Here is a 21228-nt window from a genome sequence, read left to right as displayed (position 1 = left end):
CAAGATAAATTGCTAGAGTATTATACAGAAAATAGGACAAATCTTTCATATCCTTACCTAAAGGGATTTCTCTAAGGATAAGAATGTATAAAATTAGGCGCAATCATGCTGATTTATCATAATTTACCACGTCTGGCTCCAGCGCCCTAAATGGGCGCTCCTTGAGCCTTTGTAATACATCATGCTGTAGGGGAGGAAGAAAATTGGCAGCAATTTTGGAAACAAAGGATTTATCGATAGCATTCGGTGGGCATGTAGCAGTAGATCGTGTTTCTGTACAAATTACCGAGAAAAAGTTCACCTCGATTATCGGGCCTAATGGTGCAGGAAAAACCACCTTTTTTAACCTGCTTAGCGGACAGCTCTCACCCACAAATGGTTCCATCTATTTTAAAAATCATGACATAACAAAGCTTTCTACAACCGAACGTACACGTATGGGAATTGGAAGGTCGTTTCAGATTACGAATGTTTTTCCAAAACTAACCGTCTTAGAAAATGTCCGTTTAGCAGTTCAATCACAAGCGAAGGTTCGATATCATATGCTTTCTCATTATTTACATTATAAGAAATTTGAAGAACGGGCCTATGAGCTACTGGAAGTTGTCTTTTTGAAGGATAAGGCAAAATCGATTGCAGTTAATTTGGCACATGGAGAAAAACGAAAGCTTGAGATTGCTATGTTACTAGCCTTAGATACAGAGATTATGCTGCTGGATGAGCCAACGGCAGGTATGTCTTTAGAGGAAGTCCCGGCAATCATCGATGTAATTAATAAAATTAAACAACAAGGAGAACAGACAATCGTCCTCATCGAGCACAAAATGGATATGATTATGGGATTATCAGATGAAGTGCTCGTTCTATACCACGGAGAATTAATTGCGCAAGGTTCACCACATGAAATTGTGGAGAATGAAACGGTTCAATCCGCCTATTTAGGAGGTGGTGTCTAATGGAGAGCTTACTCGAACTAAAACAAGTCGAAGCATTTATTCAGCATTATCATATTTTACATGATATCTCTTTTGAAGTTCCAAAGAGTGAGGTTACTGTTCTATTAGGAAGAAATGGTGCTGGGAAAACAACCACATTGCGTACGATTATGGGATTAAATCAAGTATCTAAAGGGACGGTGCGATTTAAAGGAGAGGAAATTTCAAATCGATCCACACATCAAATTGCAAATAGAGGTATTGGTTACGTACCGGAGGATCAAGGGATTTTTAATGGCCTGACCGTAGGAGAGAATATGCGCGTAGCGATGAAAAAAGAAGACGAAGAAACAACAAAACGGATGGAATGGGTGCTTGAACTGTTTCCGGATTTGAAGAAGTTTTGGAAGAAAGAAGGCGGCCAATTAAGTGGCGGGCAAAAACAGATGCTTGCTATCTCCAGGGCATATGTCAATAGAAATGATCTATTACTGATTGATGAGCCGAGTAAGGGACTCGCACCAATCATCGTTGATAAGGTGACTGAGTCGATTCAGCAAATGAAGGAGCAAACGACAATTGTTTTAGTGGAACAAAACTTTATGATGGCAAGTAATATCGGCGATCATTTTTATATTATTGATGATGGCGCTACGGTCCACCACGGGAAAATGGAAGAATTGAAGGAAGACAAGATAACAATGAAAAAATACCTTGGTATTGCATAGGAGGGATTGGAATGGATTTATTAATAAGCTTAGTAATCAATGGGCTTGCGACGGGCATGCTAATATTCCTCCTTGCAGCCGGATTAACACTTATATTTGGTTTAATGAGCGTGCTGAATTTTGCTCATGGTGGCTTATTTATCTGGGGTGCTTATACAGGTGTTTGGGTTTTTCAAATGAGTAACAGCTTTATCTTAGGAATTATTGCTGCAATCAGTATAGGATTGCTTCTGGGACTCGTAACGGAGAGGCTGATTGTTAGGCCAGTATACGGAAATCATATTCAGCAGATATTGATTACCCTCGGATTTATGCTTGTCTTGCAAGAGTTAATTAAAGTGGTGTTTGGACCAGATCAAAAAGCAGTTTTTCCACCGGATATTCTTGCAGGAAGCTTTATTGTTGGTGACATTGTCTTAATTAAGTATCGATTGTTTATTATTGCAATCGGCATACTGATCTTTGTTATTTCAACCATTATCTTAAAAAAATCACGAATTGGATTGATTGTACGAGCAGGTGTTATGGATAAGGAAATGATTCAATCGCTTGGGATCAATATTAAGCTCGTATTTATGCTTGTCTTTATGGTTGGAGCTGGGCTTGCAGGATTAAGTGGCGTGCTTCATTCCGTGTATTCTGGTGTTATTTATGCAGAAATGGGATTGGAATTCTCCATTCTCGCATTTATCGTTGTTGTTATCGGTGGGATGGGCAGCTTCTCTGGCTCTTTATTTGCGGCTATATTAGTTGGCTTAGCACAGGCTTTTATGGCTTATTATGTACCAGCACTTTCCTTGGCAGTGAACATGTTATTAATGACGATTGTACTCATTTTCAGACCACAAGGCTTGTTTCAGGTGAAGGGGTGAGGACGAAGTGAATTTACGTAATGTAGATAAAAGTACCTGGATTTATTTAATTGCTAGTTTGTTATTGTTTATGGTGCCATTTATTCTTACGGGCAGAAGCATGCAATTTATTTTTATCCAAATATTTATTTTTGCGATCTTTGCCATGAGTTATGATATTTTGCTAGGATTTACTGGGATTATTTCATTTGGGCATGTGATGTTTTTCGGAATAGGAGCGTATTCAACGGCAATTACAATGAGTAAGTTTGATTCAACAATAGGTTCTTTTCTTTTTGGGGTCGTTATAGCGGTGATTCTCGCAGCCTTTGTAAGTTTTATCGTCGGTGTTTTAACATTAAGGCTGAAGAGCCACTTTTATGCGATGCTCACATTGGCTCTTGCCGGGTTATTCTTAGTTGCCGCTGAAAAATGGCGCACCTTAACAGGAGGAAATGATGGATTTACATTTAGACTTCCAGAGATATTCCGTGATTCACAAAGTATGTATATGTTCTGCTTGCTATCTCTGATTTTAATATTTTTTGGGCTTAGACGATTTACGAAATCTCCATTTGGCAGAGTATTAATGGCCATCCGTGAAAATGAAAACCGTACAGAATCATTAGGCTATAAAATAGTTCATTATAAAGTGATTGCCAGTGTTGTAGCAGGGGTAGTAGCTAGCTTTGCAGGTGTTTTATATGCACTTTCGCTTCGTTTTGTAAATACGGGTGTATTTGCGACCGACCTTACGATTGATGTCCTCTTGATGACGATTATTGGTGGTGTTGGGACATTAGTTGGACCGATACTGGGTGCCGGTTTAGTTGAATTTGCGCATCATTGGTTATCTGGTTTAGCAGATGTACACTGGATATTCGAGCGTTGGATTATCCTGTATGGAACTGTCTATATTCTAGTTGTTATTTTCTTTCCGCTTGGCATTGTTGGGACCATTCAATCGAGGTTTTCAAATCGTCCATTAAAAGGGTTACGCGATAATCGAAAACCAAATGAAAATAAGGGGAGGAGGGCTTCGTGATATGCAAATAGGAATTTTAAGTACGGGTGTCTATATTCCGGAAAAAAGAATAACATCAGGTGAAATAGCAAAGCGGGCAGGACTTCCACTAGAGGTTGTCGAACATAAAATGGGGATAAAGGAAAAGCCGGCCCCGGGTATTGCAGACCACACGGTGGAAATGGGGATTCGTGCTGCAAGGACAGCAATTGAAAAAGCAGAAATCGATCCAAAGGAAATTGACCTTGTCATCTATATTGGGGAAGAATATAAAGAATACCCCGTTTGGACAGCCGGAATTAAGCTGCAATATGAGATTGGTGCAAGTAATGCATGGGCTTTTGATACAGCATTGCGATGCGGAACGACGGTAATGGGATTAAAAGTTGCTAAAGATATGATGATTGCAGATGATAGTATTCAAACCGTACTGCTCGCAGGAGGCTATCGAAACGGAGATCTGATAAACTATGAGAATCCCAACACAAGGTTTATGTTTAATTTAGGTGCAGGTGGTGGAGCAATCATTCTGCAAAAAGGCGATGTGAAAAACCAGTTGCTCGGCACGCACATGATTACCGATGGGGCATTTTCCGAAGATGTGATTGTTCCAGCTGGTGGAACAAAGAACCCAATGACCAAAGAATCATTAGAGGAAGGTCTCCATCAATTTGATGTGCCAGATCCACTTGGAATGAAGCAACGATTAGAAGAAAAATCAATGGTTAACTTTATCGCATGTATCGAGAAAGCATTGCATAAAAGCGGCTATCGTAAAGAAGACATTGACTATGTTGCGATGCTTCATATGAAGCGATCTGCACATACATATGTCTTAGATCAACTTGGAGTTTCACTGGACAAATCGGTTTATTTGGAGAACTACGGCCATATTGGCCAGATAGATCAGATCATTTCGTTAGAGCTTGCTGAACAACAGGGAAAGCTTAAAGATGGATCTATTGTTGTCTTTGTGTCTGCAGGAATTGGCTATGCATGGGGTGCAACGATTTTAAAATGGGGAAATTAGAGGTGAGTAAAATGATTGATGTGAAAAAGGTTTTACTAGCAAACGGTGAGGAGATTGCTTATCAGGAAAGAGCTGGTGGTGAGGATGTTGTAATACTTGTTCACGGAAATATGACATCTTCGGTCCATTGGGATGTCGTGATTGAAAATTTATCACCTCATTATAAGGTGTATGCCATTGATCAGCGAGGATTTGGAAATTCCAGCTATTATCAACCGATAACAGAGATTAAAGATTTTGCGGATGATCTGAAGCTTTTTGTAGATGAATTGCAATTGAGAGATTTTGCACTTGTAGGCTGGTCACTTGGTGGAACGGTTTGTCAGCAATTCTGTGCCGATTATCCAGGCTACTGCAATCGTTTGTTTTTGCTAGCTTCAGGTTCATCCAGGGGTTATGCTTACTATCCAATTGGAGAAGACGGGCTTCCAGATACAATCAACCGTCTTCGTACGATAGAAGAAGTACGTGAGAGTGATAAGGCGAAAATTGTACAAACAGCGTATGATACGTTAAATTACGATTTCTTAAAGCAAATGTGGGATATGGTTATCTACATTGACAACAAGCCTGATTCGGAACGCTATCAGAAATATTTAGAGGATATGACAACGCAACGCAATTTAGCAGAATGCTATCAAGCATTAAACATATTTAATATTAGCGATGTTCATAACGGTCTTGTTGCAGGTACGAATCAAGTCAAGGATATTGATATCCCTGTCATGATCGCATGGGGTGAAACAGATATGGTTGTAACAAAGGATATGACAGATGAATTAATTGCGGATTTTGGTGACAAAGCAGTGCATAGGGAGTTAAAGAAATGTGGACATTCTCCTTTAATTGATGATCTTGATCAATTATTAGACGCAATGGAAACGTTCTTCGTTGGATCGACTACGAATAAAGGAGTTTTATAGATGGGGAGACTTGAGGGGAAGGTTGCAATTATAACCGGGTCCGCAAATGGAATCGGACTGGAGGCTGTCAGGGTGTTCGCAAGTGAAGGGGCAAAGGTTGTACTTGCAGATTTTGACCATGAAGTTGGTGAGAAACGTGAGCAGGAGTTAGCTGCTGAAGGGATAGAATGTAAGTTTATTCCAGTGAACGTATCAGATGCGGATAGTGTGAATTCAATGACTGAACGTGCCAAAAGTGAATTTGGAAAAATTGATATTTTGGTTAATAATGCCGGAATAACAAGGGATGCGATGCTTTCAAAAATGTCAGTAGAACAGTTCCAGCAAGTAATTGAGGTGAATTTAACCGGTGTTTTTAACTGTACGAAGGCAGTTCTTCCAGCGATGATAGAGCAGGGTAAAGGAAAAATTATTAGTACGTCCTCGGTATCTGGCGCATATGGCAATGTTGGACAAACAAATTATGCTGCAGCAAAGGCTGGAATTATTGGGATGACAAAGACGTGGGCAAAAGAGCTTGGTCGCAAAGGGATTAACGTGAATGCTGTCGTTCCAGGCTTTACAGAGACAAGCATGGTGGAGGCAGTTCCAGACAAAGTCATTGAGCAAATGAAAGCCCAAATTCCACAACAGCGCCTAGGAAGACCAAGAGATATTGCGAATGCATATCTGTTTCTTGCATCAGACGAATCAGATTATGTAAACGGGCATGCATTACATGTTGATGGAGGAATTATGATGTAATTGAATACAGGTGATTTACAGTCTGGTGGGCTGGTGAATCACCTGTTTTTACTTGGGTTTGTAATTCTTGCTCCCTTTATACTAAACGTACTTCATCTTGATCAGTTACTGAATGATCTAGCTTATGCCCCCAATGAATTACCAACTGGCCAAGAAATCCGTGATTTCGGGCGCTTATGCCCCCAATGAGTTACCAAATGACCAAGAAATCCGTGATTTCGGACGCTTATGGCCTTAATGAGTTACCAACTGGCCAAGAAATCCGTGGTTTTGGGCGCTTATGCCCTCAATGAGTTACCAACTGGCCAAGAAATCCGTGGTTTTGGGCGCTTATGCCCTTAATGAGTTACCGAATGGCCAAGAAATCCGTGATTTCGGGCGCTTATGCCCCCAATGAGTTACCAACTGGCCAAGAAATCCGTGATTTCGGACGCTTATGCCCCCAATGAGTTACCAAATGACCAAGAAATCCGTGGTTTTGGGCGCTTATGCCCTCAATGAGTTACCAACTGGCCAAGAAATCCGTGATTTCGGGCGCTTATGCCCTCAATGAGTTACCGAATGGCCAAGAAATCCGTGATTTCGGGCGCTTATGCCCTTAATGAGTTACCAAATGATCTAAATATCCCTCCGTTCGGTAACTCAACGCCCTAAGAGTTATCAAACACGCTAGTGAAGTACCGAGACCCTGGTGTAACTCCCCTGTAACTAGATCGATTTATACTGAACGTAATTACTTAGTTGGGCAAGGGGTGGCGAGGATGCTATATGATATTAATTGGTTTGAGAGCCGTGTTCAGTTAACACCGAAGGATATTGCGATTATTGATTCAGAAACAAAAGAATCATGGACATATGAAGAGTTATATGAGCGTGTAATAAAAGTTTCAAATATTTTTCATACAAAAGGAGTGCGGAAAGGTGACCGAGTTGCTATCTTAGCTCCTAATCATATTAGTTATTTTGATTTTTTCTTTGCTTCCATGAAAATTGGCGCAATCTTCGTCCCGTTAAACTGGAGAGTTGCAAAAGCTGAATTGCATTATTGTATAAATGATTGTGACCCAAAGGTTATAGGGGTGAATCCAGATTTCAAGGCGAATCTAGATGCTGCTGAAACAAATGGAACGTATATTACTATTGATACGAGTAATTATATCGACGATCTATATTATGAACAAGCTACTTTTGATGGAACTCTGCATGAGGAAGATCCACTAGCAATGATCTATACTGGTGGAACTACCGGATGTCCAAAAGGGGTTGTGCTATCCCATAAATCGATTTTATGGAATGCTTTAAATACAATCGTTAGCTGGGGGCTAAGTAAAGAGGATACGACGCTTACTTGTTTACCGATGTTTCACACTGGTGGTCTTAATGTATTGTCCTTACCATTATTATTAAGCGGCGGTAAAGTAGTTCTCCTAGCAAATTTTGATGCAAGTCAAGTAATAGAGGAGTTACTCCAGTATAAATGTACAATTGCTATGTTTGTGCCCACAATGTACCACATGATGATTGAAACAAAAACCTTTAAAACAGCAACATTTCCTGATATGAAGGTGTTTGTGTCTGGCGGAGCGCCATGTCCTTATAAAGTTTATGAGGCATTTTCGAAAAAGGGGATTGCTTTTAAAGAAGGGTATGGGTTGACAGAGGCTGGTCCGAATAATTTCTACATCGATCCCAAGGATGCCATGCATAAATTGGGCTCCGTTGGCAAACCAATGCTTTTTAATGATATTAAAATTATGAAAGATGAAGAAGTTATCACAACTGTTGATGAAGTGGGGGAATTATATATTCGTGGAAGTCATGCCTTTACATACTATTGGAATAGACCTGAAGAAACAAAAACAACGTTGATTGATGGGTGGATCCGAACTGGGGACATTGCAAGACAGGATGCAGATGGCTATTTTTATATCGTCGGGAGAAAGAAAGACATGATTATAACAGGAGGAGAAAACGTTTATCCATTAGAAATAGAGCATTGGCTGGAGGCACATCCTGCTATCGATGAAGCAGCAGTAATTGGATTGCCGGATGAAAAGTGGGGAGAGGCTGTTGTGGCATGTATTGTCACGGAGAAGGTATTGACTGTAGAGGAATTGGAAGACTACTGTAAACAGCAGTTAACACGGTATAAGGTTCCGAAACAGTTTTTCTTCTTAACTGAGTTGCCGAAAACCGGTGTTGGTAAAGTAAATAAAAAAACGCTAAAGCTTAAGTATAGCAATCATACCGACAGCACAATTTCATAATTAAAATTGTATGTTATAAAACTAGCTATCCCCGTAAATGGAGTCAATGAACCCTATTTTACGGGGATATATTAAAAGCACTGCGAAACTATTCAATAAGCCTTTTTATGTCATGAATATCTTTTATACTTATTTGAGTTTGTAAACTGTTATTTAACAGTATTAACATCTCTTCAACCTGTAGTTGCCCTTTTTTTAATAAAAGAACATAGACTGATCGTTTATCATTTTCATCTGTTTGACGCTGCACTAAAGATTCTCCACGATGCTTTTCCAATCTTGTTACCAACCGAGATAAAGCACTATGACTAAGCCCCACTTTTGGCACCAAATCCAAAAGCTTCATTTTTTTGTTTTCGGATTGGGCAAGAAAATACAAAAGATAAAACTCATTAATCCCTAATTGAAAGTGATCTTGAAGTGTATAATCTATCGCTTTTAAGAGACGATTATGATATTTAGTTAACTTGAGCCACGTATCAAATAATTCATTATCATACATGTTGATATTCCTCTCCGATTTAAATTATTGACTTCATTATATCATATGCTATATTATATGCATGCGCAAACAAATAATAAAGTGTAGATAGGTGGTTAAAGAATCTTTTAATGTTATTTATATGTATGCGCAAGCAAATTAAAGGAGTGATGCATACATAGAGATATTTCAACCTTTTATATTTAAATTTTGGATTCATTAATTACTCTCCATACCTTAGCTAAATAGAACAACTGATGAACACTTTTATTACATTGTAATGAAAAAATAGTTCTAAAAATAATCTTAATCAATAAGGAGTTTTCATAATGAGTAACATGTTTAGTCCCTATTCTATCAAAAACTTAACTATAAAAAATCGTATTGTTATGCCACCGATGTGCCAGTATTCGGTTGATAAAGAAGATGGTGTTCCAAATGATTGGCATTCTGTCCATTACGTTTCAAGAGCTGTTGGGGGAGCCGGATTAATTATCTTGGAAATGACAAGTGTAACCCCCGAGGGACGTATTACAAATCGCGACTTAGGTCTATGGTCAGACGAACAAATTCCACATTATCAACGGCTTGTTAGCCAGATAAAGAAATATGACGCTAAAGTTGGAATTCAAATTGCACATGCGGGTAGAAAAGCAGAAGATGCAAATCAGCCTGTCGGAGCTTCCGATATTCCAGTTGAGGTTCTGCCGGAGGAGACTATAAACGGTGAACTAAAACAACCGAGAGCTTTAACAACCCAAGAAGTTAAGGAAACCATTCAACAGTTTAAAAATGCTGCTGAAAGAGCAGTGAAAGCAGGTTTTGATACCATTGAGTTGCATGGAGCACACGGATATCTTTTACATCAATTTATGTCACCGAGCATTAATAACCGTACGGATGAATATGGAGAAGACTTAGCCTTATTTGGGGAAGAAGTTGTAAAAGCAGTGAAGAGCGTAATACCTTCTGAAATGCCTTTAATTATGCGTTTATCTGCTATTGAGTATATAGATGGAGGTTATAACTTACCGCATGCTATTAATATGGCGAAACGATTTAAAGCAGCAGGTGTCGATGTATTCCATGTTTCAAGTGGTGGTGAGGGACTTCCTGGGAAGTTAAAACCTAAAAACACACCAGGTTATCAAGTACCATTTGCACGTGAATTTAAAAATCAATTAGGTCTCCCAGTTATCGCTGTTGGGAAATTAAGTGATCCTGATCTTGCAGAAGCAACGATTTCTAATGGAGATGCTGAACTGATAGCTATTGCAAGAGGCATGCTCAATGATCCTTACTGGGCATTACACGCAGAAAAAACATTGACCCGTAAAGTTAATCCACCTTTTCAATATTCAAGAGGAATACGATAAAAAGTTTTCCCTAATTAGTGTTGTCCCCAAAGTTAGATTTGGAATCTACTTTGGGGGCTACTATTGTAAAACTAACCAAAAATATTTATGAACCAGCTTCATGACGAACAAAAAATAGGCAGTTAGAGCTTGCGCACTTTATTTTACAAGATTCTAAAGAGTTTCGTATCTACTACTCATAAACCTCTGTCATCCAATCAACAATGCCCATTTGCTTCTGTTCACGCAGTTCTTCCACATTATGATGTCCAATAATGGAACCGGCTTTAATCGCTACGACTTCATCAAGAATATTTTCAACTTCTCTAATTTCATGTGTCGTGATAAGAACAAGCTGCTTTTCAAGATCAATGAAGGAAATCAGCCCTTTCACAATTGAATTGCGGACCATTGGATCAAGTCCGGAGAATGGTTCATCCATCAAGATGACTGGTACATTCCGTGCTAGAGAGAGTACGATTTTTAGTCGACCGCGGTTTCCCTTTGATAAATGTTTTAATTTATCATTTGGATCCAGCTTCATAAATTTCAAAATTTCATAAGCCTTTTCCTTATCGAAATCCTTAAATTGACTAGATTGGAATTCGATTGATCTTTTCACCGTGAAAAATCGATAATACTCATCGAGCTCTGATAAATAGGATACGGAATCCGCAATTTTGCGGGTAACTTTTTCTCCATTCACCCTTACTTCTCCATTTGTTGGGTGATTGAGCCCCGCGATTAGCTTTAGGGTTGTTGATTTGCCACTTCCGTTCTCACCGACTAGACCGATTAATTTCCCCGGTGTCAGCTCTAAATTCACATGGTCTAATGCTTTTTTAGTGCCATATCTTTTTGAGACATTTGTTAATGTAATCATCCCTTTTGCTCTCCCTTCTCATTCAAAAAATCAATTAATCCACGCTCGATTTCCTCGTTCGTATAGCCCATTTCATGCATTCCTTGAAAAAAGGTCGTCATCAATTCTGTTTTCATTTCTTCACGGATGGATTCAAGCACTCCTTCATCTTCTGTTACAAAGGTCCCCTGACCGCGCCTGGACTCTACGATATGCATCGATTCCAGCTCCCGATAAGTGCGTTGTACTGTATTTGGATTAACACTCACTTCAATTCCTGTCTCCCTAACAGAAGGGAGCTTATCACCTGGGGCCAGTTCCCCTCTTATTATTTGTTTTTTCATTCGTTCCGCAAGCTGCTGGTAAATTGGCTGGGATGAATGGAATATGTCTGCCATAACTTACACCTCAACTTTTTTCTCAATAATCCAGCAAGCAGCAATAAACATAATGACTGCAACAACAATATCACGAACAAAATGCCCGATATAGAAGATAGATGATTCGCTCATTGCTTGTGCTTCAAATGCATTCTCTACATAACCAAACTCAAATCCAACGATAATATCATTGACTTGAATACTTCCCCAATTTGTTAATGTTTGCATAAAGGATAGATCCATCAAAGAACCATAGATCCAGGATATGAATAAGAAGAGAATAAACGTTAGGATGAAGCTGATAAAATCATTCATCAGCTGACTAAAGGTCAGGAAAATGGACCAGAAAAATAGGAAGAGAGCTGCGATGAAGAATCCTAATGTAAACACAAAGACAGTAATTGATCCTAACAAATTAAATATTGTTTCCTGATTAAAAAAATCGAAAGTATGAAGGAAAAATTGCGTTGAACCGATAATGAATACGGCAAAGGTAGATACCATAAAAGTGATTCCTGTAACTACTTTTGAAGAAAGCAATCCTGCAATCGACATCGGCGTGTGCAGCCATAAGTGTAATCTCTTTCTTTCAGCGCTCAAGCTGTAATATAAATAAAACGGTAGAAAAAAGATATGAAGTGTTACCACAAACCCTAATGCCACTGATAGCAAGCCTTCTCTGTAACCAGCATAATTACCAGTAAAATATCCACCACTCAAAATACCTAAATATAATATCAAAGCAATGAGAAAAGCTGGAAAACCAAGCTGGAATTCTTTCTTTGTTAACGACAACCATGCATTCATTTTTCATCCTCCTATAACAATGTATTAGTGTACTATTTAAATAGTACACTAATACATTGTTATAGGTCAATAATATTCAGAAACAAATTTAAAATAGGACTGCATTTAGAAGTATGGGTTATTTTGCCGAAATGCTCATTATAAATCAATCTAATTATTACACTGTATAAATTTAAGCGAATTACAACATCTATATCAGTAAAATCCGTACGTTAATTAAATATGACAAAACATCGTATGAAATTCAGTTGATTTTTTAGTTTTGTTTTGTTATGCTTAATCCGACAAATAAATAGAGTTCCTCATATATTTACTGAGAATATGGCTCAGAAGTTTCTACCCAGCACCGTAAATGCTGGACTATGAGGGAAGGTGAATCGTTGTGTAAGAACAATGAAAAGTTTTCACTTGATCGAAGGATTGAAAAGTCTATTCATCTTCTCTCATTTTGAGGGAGACGAATAGACTTTTTTAATTGATTATTTTTTGATGTTTCAACATGACTCCATGATAGAAAGAGGGATTTGATGACTCAGGTAGGCGTAATTATGGGGAGTATCTCAGATTGGGACACGATGGAACATGCGTGTAACATTCTTGAATTATTAAATGTCCCATATGAAAAGGATGTTATTTCTGCGCATCGTACACCGGATGAAATGTTTACGTATGCTAAAACAGCACGTGAACGTGGTTTGAAGGTGATTATTGCAGGGGCTGGGGGAGCTGCTCATCTTCCAGGGATGGTTGCGTCCCAAACGACATTGCCAGTCATTGGTGTTCCCGTTCAAAGCAAGGCATTGAATGGACTTGATTCTTTATTGTCGATTGTACAAATGCCTGGTGGTGTGCCGACTGCTACTGTTGCAATAGGGAAGGCCGGGGCAACAAATGCAGGTATTCTTGCTGCGCAAATTATAAGTACATTCGATGAAGAGATTGTTGGAAATCTAGAAAACTATCGTGAAACAATGAGAAAGAATGTATCGGAAATGAGGGAAGGTCTTGGAGAAAAATAAAACCATACTTCCACCACATACAATTGGAATCATCGGTGGTGGACAACTAGGAAGAATGATGGCAATCGCTGCTAGATATATGGGATATAAGGTTGCAGTGCTTGATCCTACGCCTGACTGTCCAACTGCCCAAGTGGCTGATATTCAGATCACTGCCGCTTATGATGATATGAACGCAATTAAAGAATTAACGGAAATTAGTGATGTTATCACGTATGAATTCGAAAATGTTGATTTGACAGCGGCTGCTTATATTGAAAAGCAAGGAAAGCTACCACAAGGTACCTATGCACTTGAAGTTACACAGAACCGTGAAAAAGAAAAAGACTTAATGCAGGAAATGAACTTACCAATTCCCGACTTCGCAATTGTAAAAAATGCAGAAGAATGTAGAAATGCATTACACACATTTACGATTCCAGCAGTGATTAAAACATGTCGTGGCGGTTATGACGGCAAAGGACAAATTAAAATAAATTCGATTGAAGACACAGACCGAGCAGCACAATTTGCAGAGGAACATGGCTATTGCATTATTGAACAATGGATAACGTTTGATAAAGAAATTTCAGTTGTGTTCTCAAGGTCTCACGAAGGAAAAATTACAATTTTCCCAATTGCAGAGAATAAGCATCGTGACCATATTTTGTATCAAACAACTGTTCCAGCAAAAATTAGTTCTACTGTTAAAAATAAAGCGTATGAAGCAACGAAAATCCTTGCAGAGAAAATGAATATTGTTGGCACATTTGCAATTGAAATGTTTGTACAAGGTGATGACATTTTCTTAAATGAAATGGCGCCAAGACCACATAATTCTGGACATTATACGATAGAAGCTTGTAATGTATCTCAATTTACCCAGCATATTCGAGCTATTTGTGGTCTTCCATTAGTAGAGGTTCAATTACTGAACGAAGCAGTAATGATCAATATTTTAGGCGAGGATATGGACGGCGTATTCAAGGCATTGCCACAGGCAGAGAACGGTTTTGTTCATTTATATGGCAAATCCGAGCCAAAAGAAAAGCGAAAAATGGGACATATCACATTTATTGCAGCTAACGAAGAAACGTTACAGAAACAGATCGAACATTTCAAGGGGGCAATGGCATGATTGAACGCTATACAAGAGAAGAAATGGGAAACATTTGGACGGAAGAGAATAAATTTAAAGCTTGGCTTGAAGTGGAGATTCTTGCATGTGAAGCATGGAGTGAGTTGGGTGTTATTCCAGCTGATGATGTAAAAAAAATACGAGCGCACGCTTCTTTTGATATCAATCGAATCTACGAAATAGAACAGGAGACACGTCATGACGTTGTTGCCTTCACACGGGGAGTATCGGAGACACTTGGAGAAGAACGGAAATGGGTCCATTATGGATTAACATCAACAGATGTTGTCGATACGGCATTAAGTTACTTAATTAAGCAAGCGAATGAAATTATTCGCAAAGATTTACATCGTTTTATTGAAATTTTGAAAAACAAAGCGATTGAACATAAGCATACGGTGATGATGGGACGAACGCATGGTGTCCATGCAGAACCGACTACTTTCGGGTTAAAGCTTGCCCTCTGGTATGAAGAAATGAAACGTAATCTGGAGCGATTTGAGTTGGCTGCGAAAAATATCGAATTTGGTAAATTGTCTGGAGCGGTAGGGACATATGCCAATATTGATCCGTTTGTTGAAACCTATGTATGTGAAAAGCTTGGGATCACGCCTGCACCAGTGTCTACCCAGACCTTACAGCGTGACCGCCATGCTGGATATATTTCTGCATTAGCGTTAATTGCTACATCAATTGAAAAGTTTGCTACGGAAATTCGCAGTTTGCAAAAAACAGAAACCCGTGAAGTAGAAGAACGGTTTGCTAAAGGGCAGAAGGGTTCCTCTGCTATGCCGCATAAGCGTAATCCAATCGGGTCAGAAAATATGACCGGAATGGCACGTGTGATCCGTGGTTATATGATGACTGCATATGAGAATGTAGCCCTATGGCATGAACGTGATATTTCCCATTCTTCCGCAGAACGTGTCATTCTGCCAGATGCCACAATCGCACTGAATTATATGTTAAATCGCTTTGCGACCATCGTGAAAAATTTAACCGTATTTCCGGAGAATATGAAACGAAATATCGATAAAACACATGGTGTTATTTTTTCACAGCGTGTCTTGTTGAAATTAATTGATAAAGGGATGGCACGTGAAGCAGCCTATGATATCGTTCAGCCAAAAGCAATGCAAGCTTGGGAAACAGAAACACCTTTCAAGCAGCTTGTGGAAGCAGACGAAGAAATCACAGCTAAATTAACGCAGGAAGAAATAGATGATTGCTTTAATTACACCTATCATTTGAAAAATGTTGATGTCATTTTTGAGCGAATTGGATTATCAAGAGGTGTACAGGATGAAGGCTGATCTAGTGTATGAAGGAAAAGCGAAAAAGGTATATCAGGCAGAAGGAAGACCTGGAGAACTTGTTCTTTCCTATAAAAATGATGCAACAGCATTTAATGGAAAGAAGAAGGAATCCTTTGAAGGAAAAGGAGAATTGAATAATTCTATCTCAACCTTAATCTTTCAGAAGCTTCATAAAAGTGGAATTGAAACTCATTTTATAGAGAAGTTGAATGATACCGAACAGCTTGTGATTCAAACGGAAATCATTCCATTAGAGGTCGTTGTTCGCAACATAGCCTCCGGTAGTATTGCGAAGCGTTTAGGGATTGAAGAGAAGACAATTTTTGAAAAACCAATCATCGAATTTTACTATAAAGACGATGCACTAGGGGATCCGCTGATTAATGATGAGCATGCATTATACGTAACAACGATTACAGAAGCAGAGATTAGTGAAGTGAAACAAAAAGCATTACAGATTAATCACCAATTATTGGAGCTTTTTCAATCGATCGGGATTACATTAGTTGATTTCAAATTAGAATTTGGAAGAAAAGCGTGTGGCGATATTGTTTTAGCGGATGAAATCTCGCCAGATACATGCCGCTTATGGGATAGAACGACTGGAGAGAAGATGGATAAGGATGTTTTTCGTCAAGGAAACGGAGATTTAATTGAAGTTTACAATGAAATATTACAACGGCTGGAGGCTAAAGCATGAAGAAGGTAACTGTCTATATTACATTAAAACAAGGTGTTCTGGATCCACAAGGAAAAGCAATTCAGGAATCATTAAATTCTTTAGGTTATAAGGAAGTAGAAGAAGCTCGTGTTGGGAAATTTATTGAATTACAAGTAGAAGAAGGACCCGATTTAACGGAACGTGTTACGGCAATGTGTGACAAGTTACTAGCTAATCCAGTAATCGAGGAATATCGTTTCGATGTGGAGGAGGCTGAAGCACTGTGAAATTTGCAGTAATTGTTTTTCCTGGATCTAACTGTGATCGTGATATGTATCATGCTGTTAAAGACGTTTTAAAGACAGAAGCTGACCTTGTATGGTATGAAGGCAGCAATTTAGAGAACTATGATGGAATATTGCTGCCAGGCGGTTTTTCTTATGGTGATTATTTACGCTGTGGAGCAGTTGCTTCCACTTCCGATATCATGAAGCAAATTAAAGTACATGCTGCAAAAGGAAAGCCAGTGCTCGGTGTATGTAATGGATTCCAGATTCTAACGGAAGCTGGTCTGTTGCCTGGTGCATTGCTGCGTAATGAGAAACTTTCGTTTATGTGCCATCAGGAACCACTTGTTGTGGAGAATAACGAAACTATCTTCACTGCTGCATATGACAAAGGAGAAGTTGTACATTTTCCAATTGCTCATGGAGAAGGTAACTATTTCTGTGATGAGGAGACGTTAAAAGAGCTTAAAGCGAATAACCAAATTGTTTTTACCTATCAAAACAATCCGAATGGATCGGTTGAAGATATTGCTGGGATTATGAATAAACAAGGAAATGTACTTGGAATGATGCCACATCCAGAGCGTGCTGTGGAACAGTTACTCGGCAGTGATGACGGGTTACGACTATTCCAGTCTATGATTCAGAATTGGAGGGACATGTATGCTGCAAACGCATGATATCAGTCCAGAGCAAATTGAACGTGATAAATTGTATCGTGAAATGGGTTTAAGTGATCAGGAATTTGAAATGATAAAGGATATTCTGAAGAGACTTCCTAACTTTACAGAGACTGGAATCTACTCCGTCATGTGGTCAGAGCATTGTAGTTATAAAACATCCAAACCACTTCTTCGTAAATTTCCAACAAAGGCATCACATGTGCTGCAAGGGCCTGGAGAAGGAGCTGGAATTATTGATATCGGTGATAACCAGGCAGTTGTGTTTAAAATTGAAAGTCATAACCACCCATCTGCAGTAGAACCGTATCAAGGAGCCGCAACTGGTGTTGGGGGAATTATTCGTGATGTGTTTTCTATGGGTGCACGTCCAATTGCATCGATGAATTCATTGCGCTTTGGAAACTTAAATACCGATCGAACGAAATATCTCTTCTCAGAAGTTGTGAACGGGATTGCTGGCTATGGGAACTGTGTTGGTGTTCCTACCGTCGGAGGAGAAGTTCAATTTGATGACAGCTATGAGGATAACCTACTTGTAAATGCAATGTGTATTGGGTTAATCAACCATGATGAAATTCAAAAAGGGATTGCAGCTGGAGTTGGGAATACCATTCTTTATGCAGGTCCTCCAACTGGACGCGATGGAATTCATGGGGCAACCTTTGCATCTGATGATTTAGGGGAAGATGCAGCCAAGGATCGTCCTGCCGTTCAGGTTGGTGATCCATTTATGGAGAAGCTTCTGATTGAAGCGTGTTTAGAAGTCATTCATTCCGATGCATTAGTAGGAATGCAGGACATGGGTGCTGCTGGTCTTACGTCGTCTGCAAGTGAAATGGCTAGTAAAGCAGGAACAGGACTTGAAATGAACTTGGATCTTGTACCACAACGAGAACAACATATGACAGCTTATGAAATGATGCTCTCGGAATCGCAAGAGCGAATGCTTCTATGTGTGAAAAAAGGGCGCGAACAGGAAATCATTGATATTTTTGAGAAATACGGATTAAAAGCAGTTCCTGTTGGTGAAGTAATCGAAGAAAAAGTATTCCGTATTAAGCATCACGGGGAAGTTGTGGCAGATATTCCTGTAGACTCACTAGCGGATGATGCACCAGTGTTTCATATGCCATCAAAAGAAGCAGCTTATTATAAAGAATTTCAGAAAATAGAAAATACGGCCCCGTTTGTAAATGATCATGCGGAAATACTAAAGCAATTATTACAGCAACCTACAATCGCTAGTAAGGAATGGGTCTATGATCAATACGACTCAATGGTACAGACAAATACAGTCGTAACACCAGGTTCTGATTCGGCAGTTGTTCGGATTAAAGGAACAGATAAAGCATTGGCGATTACAACGGATTGTAATTCTCGTTATATTTATTTGGATCCTGAAACAGGTGGGAAAATTGCTGTAGCAGAAGCGACGCGTAATATTGTTTGTTCTGGTGCAAAACCACTTGGCTTAACCGACGGATTGAACTTTGGAAATCCAACAAATCCAGAAGTGTTTTGGCAAATGGAAAAAGCAGTAGAAGGAATGAGTGAGGCTTGTGAAGTCTTAGAAACTCCTGTAATCAGTGGAAATGTGTCCTTATACAATCAGTCAAAAGGTAAATCCATTTATCCAACACCAATTGTTGGAATGGTTGGACTTCATGAGTCATTGGAGCATATTACACCAAGCTTCTTCCAAAAAGCAGGGGACGCTATCTATTTAATTGGTCATACAAAAATTGAATTTGGTGGAAGTGAGCTGCAAAATCTACTTGACGGAGAATATAAAGGGAAAGCACCTGCTATCGATTTAGAAGTGGAAGCAACAAGGCAGAAGCATTTGTTAGAAGCAATTCAAAGCGGATTAATTGTATCTGCGCATGACCTTGCTGAAGGCGGGCTTGCGGTTGCTTTGGCGGAAAGTGTATTTGCTGGAAAAGGACTAGGTGCAGACGTACACCTGAGCGGAGAAGCTACCGTTGAGCTATTTAGTGAAACCCAGTCAAGATTCATAGTTACAGTAAAGGCTGAGGATCAAGCGCGCTTTGAGAAAGAAGTAAAAGACGCTAAGCAAATCGGTGTTGTAACCGATGATCAAACATTAAGCATAACTGTCAATGAAGCAGCAGTTATCCAGGAAAATGTTAACCAACTAGAGAAACTATGGAGGGAAGCGATCCCATGCTTGCTGAAATCAAAGGCATAAACGAAGAATGCGGTGTGTTTGGAATTTGGGGACATGACAAGGCGGCTGAACTTACCTACTATGGGCTTCATTCTATGCAGCATCGTGGGCAGGAAGGAGCAGGAATTGTTGTTAGTGATGGCAAGGAATTAACAGCACATAAAGGGCTCGGTTTGGTTAATGATGTTTTTAAAAAGGCAAAATTTGAAGAGCTTGCTGGCAGGAATGCAGTTGGGCATGTACGATACACTACCCAAGGCGGGAAAGTAATCGAAAATGTCCAGCCCCTTCTTTTCCGTACACAAACAGGCAGTATGGCCCTTGCGCATAATGGGAATATCATGAATGCTCACCAACTGCGCGGGGAGCTTGAAGATGAAGGAAGTATTCTACAGACATCATCTGACACGGAAGTACTTGCACACTTGATTCGAAGAGGAGGACAGCGAACAAATGAAACCTCCATATCAACTGCTCTCAACCAAGTTGTTGGAGCATATGCATATTTAATCTTAAAAGAGGATCGTATGTATGCAGCCCTTGATCCCGCTGGAATTCGTCCACTTTCCATTGGCAAGCTTGGTGATGCATATGTTGTTGCATCAGAGACATGTGCATTTGACCAAATCGGTGCAACCTTTGAACGGGAAGTTTTACCAGGAGAACTTGTAACGATTAGTGATGATGGCATAGAGATTAGGCGATTCGCTCCTCGCGGTGGCCGTAAATTGTGTGCAATGGAGTATGTCTATTTATCAAGACCGGACAGTGATCTGAATCATGTAAATGTCCATGCATCACGAAAACAAATGGGTGTGGAACTTGCAAAAGAAGCGCCAGTAGATGCAGATATGGTTATTGGAGTTCCTGATTCCAGTATTTCTGCTGCAATCGGCTACGCAGAAGAAAGTGGCCTTCCATACGAAATGGGAATTTTAAAAAATCGCTATGTTGGAAGAACATTTATCCAGCCTTCACAAGAGTTACGGGAGCAAGGTGTTAAAATGAAACTCTCTCCTGTTCGTGGCATCGTGGAAGGCAAACGGATTGTGATGATTGATGATTCCATTGTGCGTGGTACAACGAGCAAGCGAATTGTGAAAATGTTAAAGCAAGCCGGTGCAAAAGAGGTCCATGTTCGGATTGCATCACCATCCATTCAGCATCCCTGCTATTATGGAATTGATATGTCGACGAGAAAAGAACTTATAGCTGCTAATAATAGCCCAGAGGAGATCTGTGAAATAATTGGAGCTGACAGTATTGCTTATTTATCAGAGAGAGGTCTCGAACAAGCAATTGTCAAGGACAAAACGATTAACCAAGGAGTTTGTATGGCATGCATGACAGGGCGATATCCTGTGATGGAAAATGGAGAAACTGAAATAAATTATACAAAGTGCTAACAGCACGTTTTGACCAAAAAGCTATAACCGAGGCGAAGACACGTGACACCGTAGCTGGAAAATTGATCGTTGCTAATGATTGAGCATTCCGATTTAAATGTGGTGACTGTGTTTGAAAACACATATACGTGGCTGGTCAAAATTGCCAAAATCTAATCCAACAT

At 39.5% G+C, this 21228-nt stretch carries 21 protein-coding genes and 1 riboswitch; of the genes, 17 read left to right on the top strand and 4 right to left on the bottom strand.

Going from position 1 to position 21228, the window contains the following annotated elements; translation table 11 throughout:
* Window positions 1-203 precede the first annotated feature (203 nt).
* The 8 genes from NYE61_RS08950 (at window position 204) to NYE61_RS08915 (ending at window position 8502) form a co-directional block, all read left to right on the top strand.
* The gene (locus NYE61_RS08950) at window positions 204-956 is read left to right on the top strand and encodes an ABC transporter ATP-binding protein (RefSeq protein ID WP_095312578.1); all 753 of its coding nucleotides are present in this window, start codon (window positions 204-206) and stop codon (window positions 954-956) included.
* Window positions 956-1663 carry an ABC transporter ATP-binding protein gene (locus tag NYE61_RS08945; protein ID WP_303447771.1) on the top strand — a complete coding sequence of 236 codons (708 nt, stop codon included), beginning with the start codon at window positions 956-958 and terminating at the stop codon, window positions 1661-1663. The genes NYE61_RS08950 and NYE61_RS08945 overlap by 1 nt, the downstream gene beginning before the upstream one ends.
* An 11-nt stretch (window positions 1664-1674) precedes the next feature.
* Window positions 1675-2535, top strand: coding sequence for a branched-chain amino acid ABC transporter permease (locus tag NYE61_RS08940; RefSeq protein WP_095312585.1), 861 nt, complete (start codon window positions 1675-1677; stop codon window positions 2533-2535).
* 70 nt (window positions 2536-2605) lie between these two features.
* Window positions 2606-3559: a branched-chain amino acid ABC transporter permease gene (locus tag NYE61_RS08935; RefSeq protein ID WP_303447871.1), complete on the top strand. Its 954-nt coding sequence runs from the start codon at window positions 2606-2608 to the stop codon at window positions 3557-3559.
* A gap of 1 nt (window position 3560) precedes the next feature.
* Entirely contained in the window at window positions 3561-4568 is a 1008-nt protein-coding gene (locus NYE61_RS08930; RefSeq protein ID WP_303447769.1) for a 3-oxoacyl-ACP synthase, read from the top strand.
* Between the two features lie 11 nt (window positions 4569-4579).
* On the top strand, window positions 4580-5491 hold the full coding sequence (locus NYE61_RS08925; protein ID WP_339317478.1) for an alpha/beta hydrolase: 912 nt from the start codon (window positions 4580-4582) through the stop codon (window positions 5489-5491).
* The gene (gene fabG, locus NYE61_RS08920) at window positions 5492-6235 is read left to right on the top strand and encodes a 3-oxoacyl-ACP reductase FabG (RefSeq protein ID WP_303447767.1); all 744 of its coding nucleotides are present in this window, start codon (window positions 5492-5494) and stop codon (window positions 6233-6235) included.
* A 761-nt stretch (window positions 6236-6996) separates the two neighbouring features.
* Window positions 6997-8502, top strand: coding sequence for an AMP-binding protein (locus NYE61_RS08915; protein WP_303447766.1), 1506 nt, complete (start codon window positions 6997-6999; stop codon window positions 8500-8502).
* A gap of 88 nt (window positions 8503-8590) precedes the next feature.
* Here the strand turns inward: NYE61_RS08915 and NYE61_RS08910 are convergent, their stop codons facing one another.
* Window positions 8591-9004 carry a MarR family transcriptional regulator gene (locus NYE61_RS08910; RefSeq protein ID WP_095312602.1) on the bottom strand — a complete coding sequence of 138 codons (414 nt, stop codon included), beginning with the start codon at window positions 9002-9004 and terminating at the stop codon, window positions 8591-8593.
* Between the two features lie 308 nt (window positions 9005-9312).
* On the opposite strand from NYE61_RS08910, the gene NYE61_RS08905 reads away from it, so the two are divergent.
* The gene (locus tag NYE61_RS08905) at window positions 9313-10359 is read left to right on the top strand and encodes an NADH:flavin oxidoreductase/NADH oxidase (protein WP_339317327.1); all 1047 of its coding nucleotides are present in this window, start codon (window positions 9313-9315) and stop codon (window positions 10357-10359) included.
* A 172-nt stretch (window positions 10360-10531) separates the two neighbouring features.
* On the opposite strand, the gene NYE61_RS08900 is transcribed toward NYE61_RS08905, so the two are convergent.
* From NYE61_RS08900 to NYE61_RS08890, 3 genes are read right to left on the bottom strand one after another with little or no spacing between them, the layout of a single operon-like run.
* Window positions 10532-11221, bottom strand: coding sequence for an ABC transporter ATP-binding protein (locus tag NYE61_RS08900; RefSeq protein ID WP_095312608.1), 690 nt, complete (start codon window positions 11219-11221; stop codon window positions 10532-10534).
* Window positions 11218-11598 carry a GntR family transcriptional regulator gene (locus NYE61_RS08895; protein ID WP_095312611.1) on the bottom strand — a complete coding sequence of 127 codons (381 nt, stop codon included), beginning with the start codon at window positions 11596-11598 and terminating at the stop codon, window positions 11218-11220. The genes NYE61_RS08900 and NYE61_RS08895 overlap by 4 nt, the downstream gene beginning before the upstream one ends.
* A 3-nt stretch (window positions 11599-11601) precedes the next feature.
* Entirely contained in the window at window positions 11602-12387 is a 786-nt protein-coding gene (locus NYE61_RS08890) for a hypothetical protein (protein WP_095312613.1), read from the bottom strand.
* A gap of 282 nt (window positions 12388-12669) precedes the next feature.
* Window positions 12670-12770, top strand: a riboswitch (purine riboswitch).
* Between the two features lie 141 nt (window positions 12771-12911).
* Here NYE61_RS08890 and purE point away from each other — a divergent pair.
* The 8 genes from purE to purF are packed head-to-tail and all read left to right on the top strand — an operon-like array spanning window position 12912 to window position 21064.
* Window positions 12912-13406, top strand: a complete 495-nt coding sequence (gene purE / locus NYE61_RS08885) for a 5-(carboxyamino)imidazole ribonucleotide mutase (RefSeq protein WP_095312615.1) — start codon at window positions 12912-12914, stop codon at window positions 13404-13406.
* On the top strand, window positions 13393-14523 hold the full coding sequence (gene purK, locus NYE61_RS08880) for a 5-(carboxyamino)imidazole ribonucleotide synthase (protein WP_095312617.1): 1131 nt from the start codon (window positions 13393-13395) through the stop codon (window positions 14521-14523). Before purE ends, purK begins: the two co-directional genes overlap by 14 nt.
* Complete coding sequence (purB, locus tag NYE61_RS08875) at window positions 14520-15836, top strand: adenylosuccinate lyase (protein WP_095312618.1); 1317 nt, start codon at window positions 14520-14522, stop codon at window positions 15834-15836. The genes purK and purB overlap by 4 nt, the downstream gene beginning before the upstream one ends.
* A complete protein-coding gene (gene purC / locus NYE61_RS08870; protein WP_339317323.1) occupies window positions 15826-16539 on the top strand; it encodes a phosphoribosylaminoimidazolesuccinocarboxamide synthase in 714 nt (237 codons plus the stop codon). Before purB ends, purC begins: the two co-directional genes overlap by 11 nt.
* A complete protein-coding gene (purS, locus tag NYE61_RS08865) occupies window positions 16536-16787 on the top strand; it encodes a phosphoribosylformylglycinamidine synthase subunit PurS (protein ID WP_095312622.1) in 252 nt (83 codons plus the stop codon). Before purC ends, purS begins: the two co-directional genes overlap by 4 nt.
* Window positions 16784-17467 carry a phosphoribosylformylglycinamidine synthase subunit PurQ gene (gene purQ / locus NYE61_RS08860; protein WP_118890119.1) on the top strand — a complete coding sequence of 228 codons (684 nt, stop codon included), beginning with the start codon at window positions 16784-16786 and terminating at the stop codon, window positions 17465-17467. Before purS ends, purQ begins: the two co-directional genes overlap by 4 nt.
* Window positions 17451-19679: a phosphoribosylformylglycinamidine synthase subunit PurL gene (gene purL, locus NYE61_RS08855; protein WP_303447760.1), complete on the top strand. Its 2229-nt coding sequence runs from the start codon at window positions 17451-17453 to the stop codon at window positions 19677-19679. The genes purQ and purL overlap by 17 nt, the downstream gene beginning before the upstream one ends.
* On the top strand, window positions 19655-21064 hold the full coding sequence (gene purF / locus NYE61_RS08850; RefSeq protein ID WP_095312628.1) for an amidophosphoribosyltransferase: 1410 nt from the start codon (window positions 19655-19657) through the stop codon (window positions 21062-21064). Before purL ends, purF begins: the two co-directional genes overlap by 25 nt.
* The last annotated feature ends 164 nt before the right edge of the window (window positions 21065-21228 follow it).

The organism is Oceanobacillus sp. FSL W7-1304 (assembly GCF_037969805.1).
Lineage (GTDB): Bacteria > Bacillota > Bacilli > Bacillales > Amphibacillaceae > Oceanobacillus > Oceanobacillus profundus.
This window is presented reverse-complemented; position numbering and strand designations above follow the sequence as displayed.

Bases quoted from the DNA above. Each gene is read 5' to 3' on its own strand.
- purS (WP_095312622.1), top strand. From the start codon at position 16,536: ATGAAGAAGGTAACTGTCTATATTACATTAAAACAAGGTGTTCTGGAT.
- fabG (WP_303447767.1), top strand. From the start codon at position 5,492: ATGGGGAGACTTGAGGGGAAGGTTGCAATTATAACCGGGTCCGCAAAT.
- NYE61_RS08915 (WP_303447766.1), top strand. From the start codon at position 6,997: ATGCTATATGATATTAATTGGTTTGAGAGCCGTGTTCAGTTAACACCG.
- purC (WP_339317323.1), top strand. From the start codon at position 15,826: ATGAAGGCTGATCTAGTGTATGAAGGAAAAGCGAAAAAGGTATATCAG.
- NYE61_RS08900 (WP_095312608.1), bottom strand. From the start codon at position 11,221: ATGATTACATTAACAAATGTCTCAAAAAGATATGGCACTAAAAAAGCA.
- NYE61_RS08910 (WP_095312602.1), bottom strand. From the start codon at position 9,004: ATGTATGATAATGAATTATTTGATACGTGGCTCAAGTTAACTAAATAT.
- NYE61_RS08905 (WP_339317327.1), top strand. From the start codon at position 9,313: ATGAGTAACATGTTTAGTCCCTATTCTATCAAAAACTTAACTATAAAA.
- NYE61_RS08895 (WP_095312611.1), bottom strand. From the start codon at position 11,598: ATGGCAGACATATTCCATTCATCCCAGCCAATTTACCAGCAGCTTGCG.
- purB (WP_095312618.1), top strand. From the start codon at position 14,520: ATGATTGAACGCTATACAAGAGAAGAAATGGGAAACATTTGGACGGAA.
- purL (WP_303447760.1), top strand. From the start codon at position 17,451: ATGCTGCAAACGCATGATATCAGTCCAGAGCAAATTGAACGTGATAAA.
- NYE61_RS08925 (WP_339317478.1), top strand. From the start codon at position 4,580: ATGATTGATGTGAAAAAGGTTTTACTAGCAAACGGTGAGGAGATTGCT.
- NYE61_RS08945 (WP_303447771.1), top strand. From the start codon at position 956: ATGGAGAGCTTACTCGAACTAAAACAAGTCGAAGCATTTATTCAGCAT.
- purF (WP_095312628.1), top strand. From the start codon at position 19,655: ATGCTTGCTGAAATCAAAGGCATAAACGAAGAATGCGGTGTGTTTGGA.
- NYE61_RS08890 (WP_095312613.1), bottom strand. From the start codon at position 12,387: ATGAATGCATGGTTGTCGTTAACAAAGAAAGAATTCCAGCTTGGTTTT.
- NYE61_RS08935 (WP_303447871.1), top strand. From the start codon at position 2,606: ATGGTGCCATTTATTCTTACGGGCAGAAGCATGCAATTTATTTTTATC.
- NYE61_RS08940 (WP_095312585.1), top strand. From the start codon at position 1,675: ATGGATTTATTAATAAGCTTAGTAATCAATGGGCTTGCGACGGGCATG.
- NYE61_RS08930 (WP_303447769.1), top strand. From the start codon at position 3,561: ATGCAAATAGGAATTTTAAGTACGGGTGTCTATATTCCGGAAAAAAGA.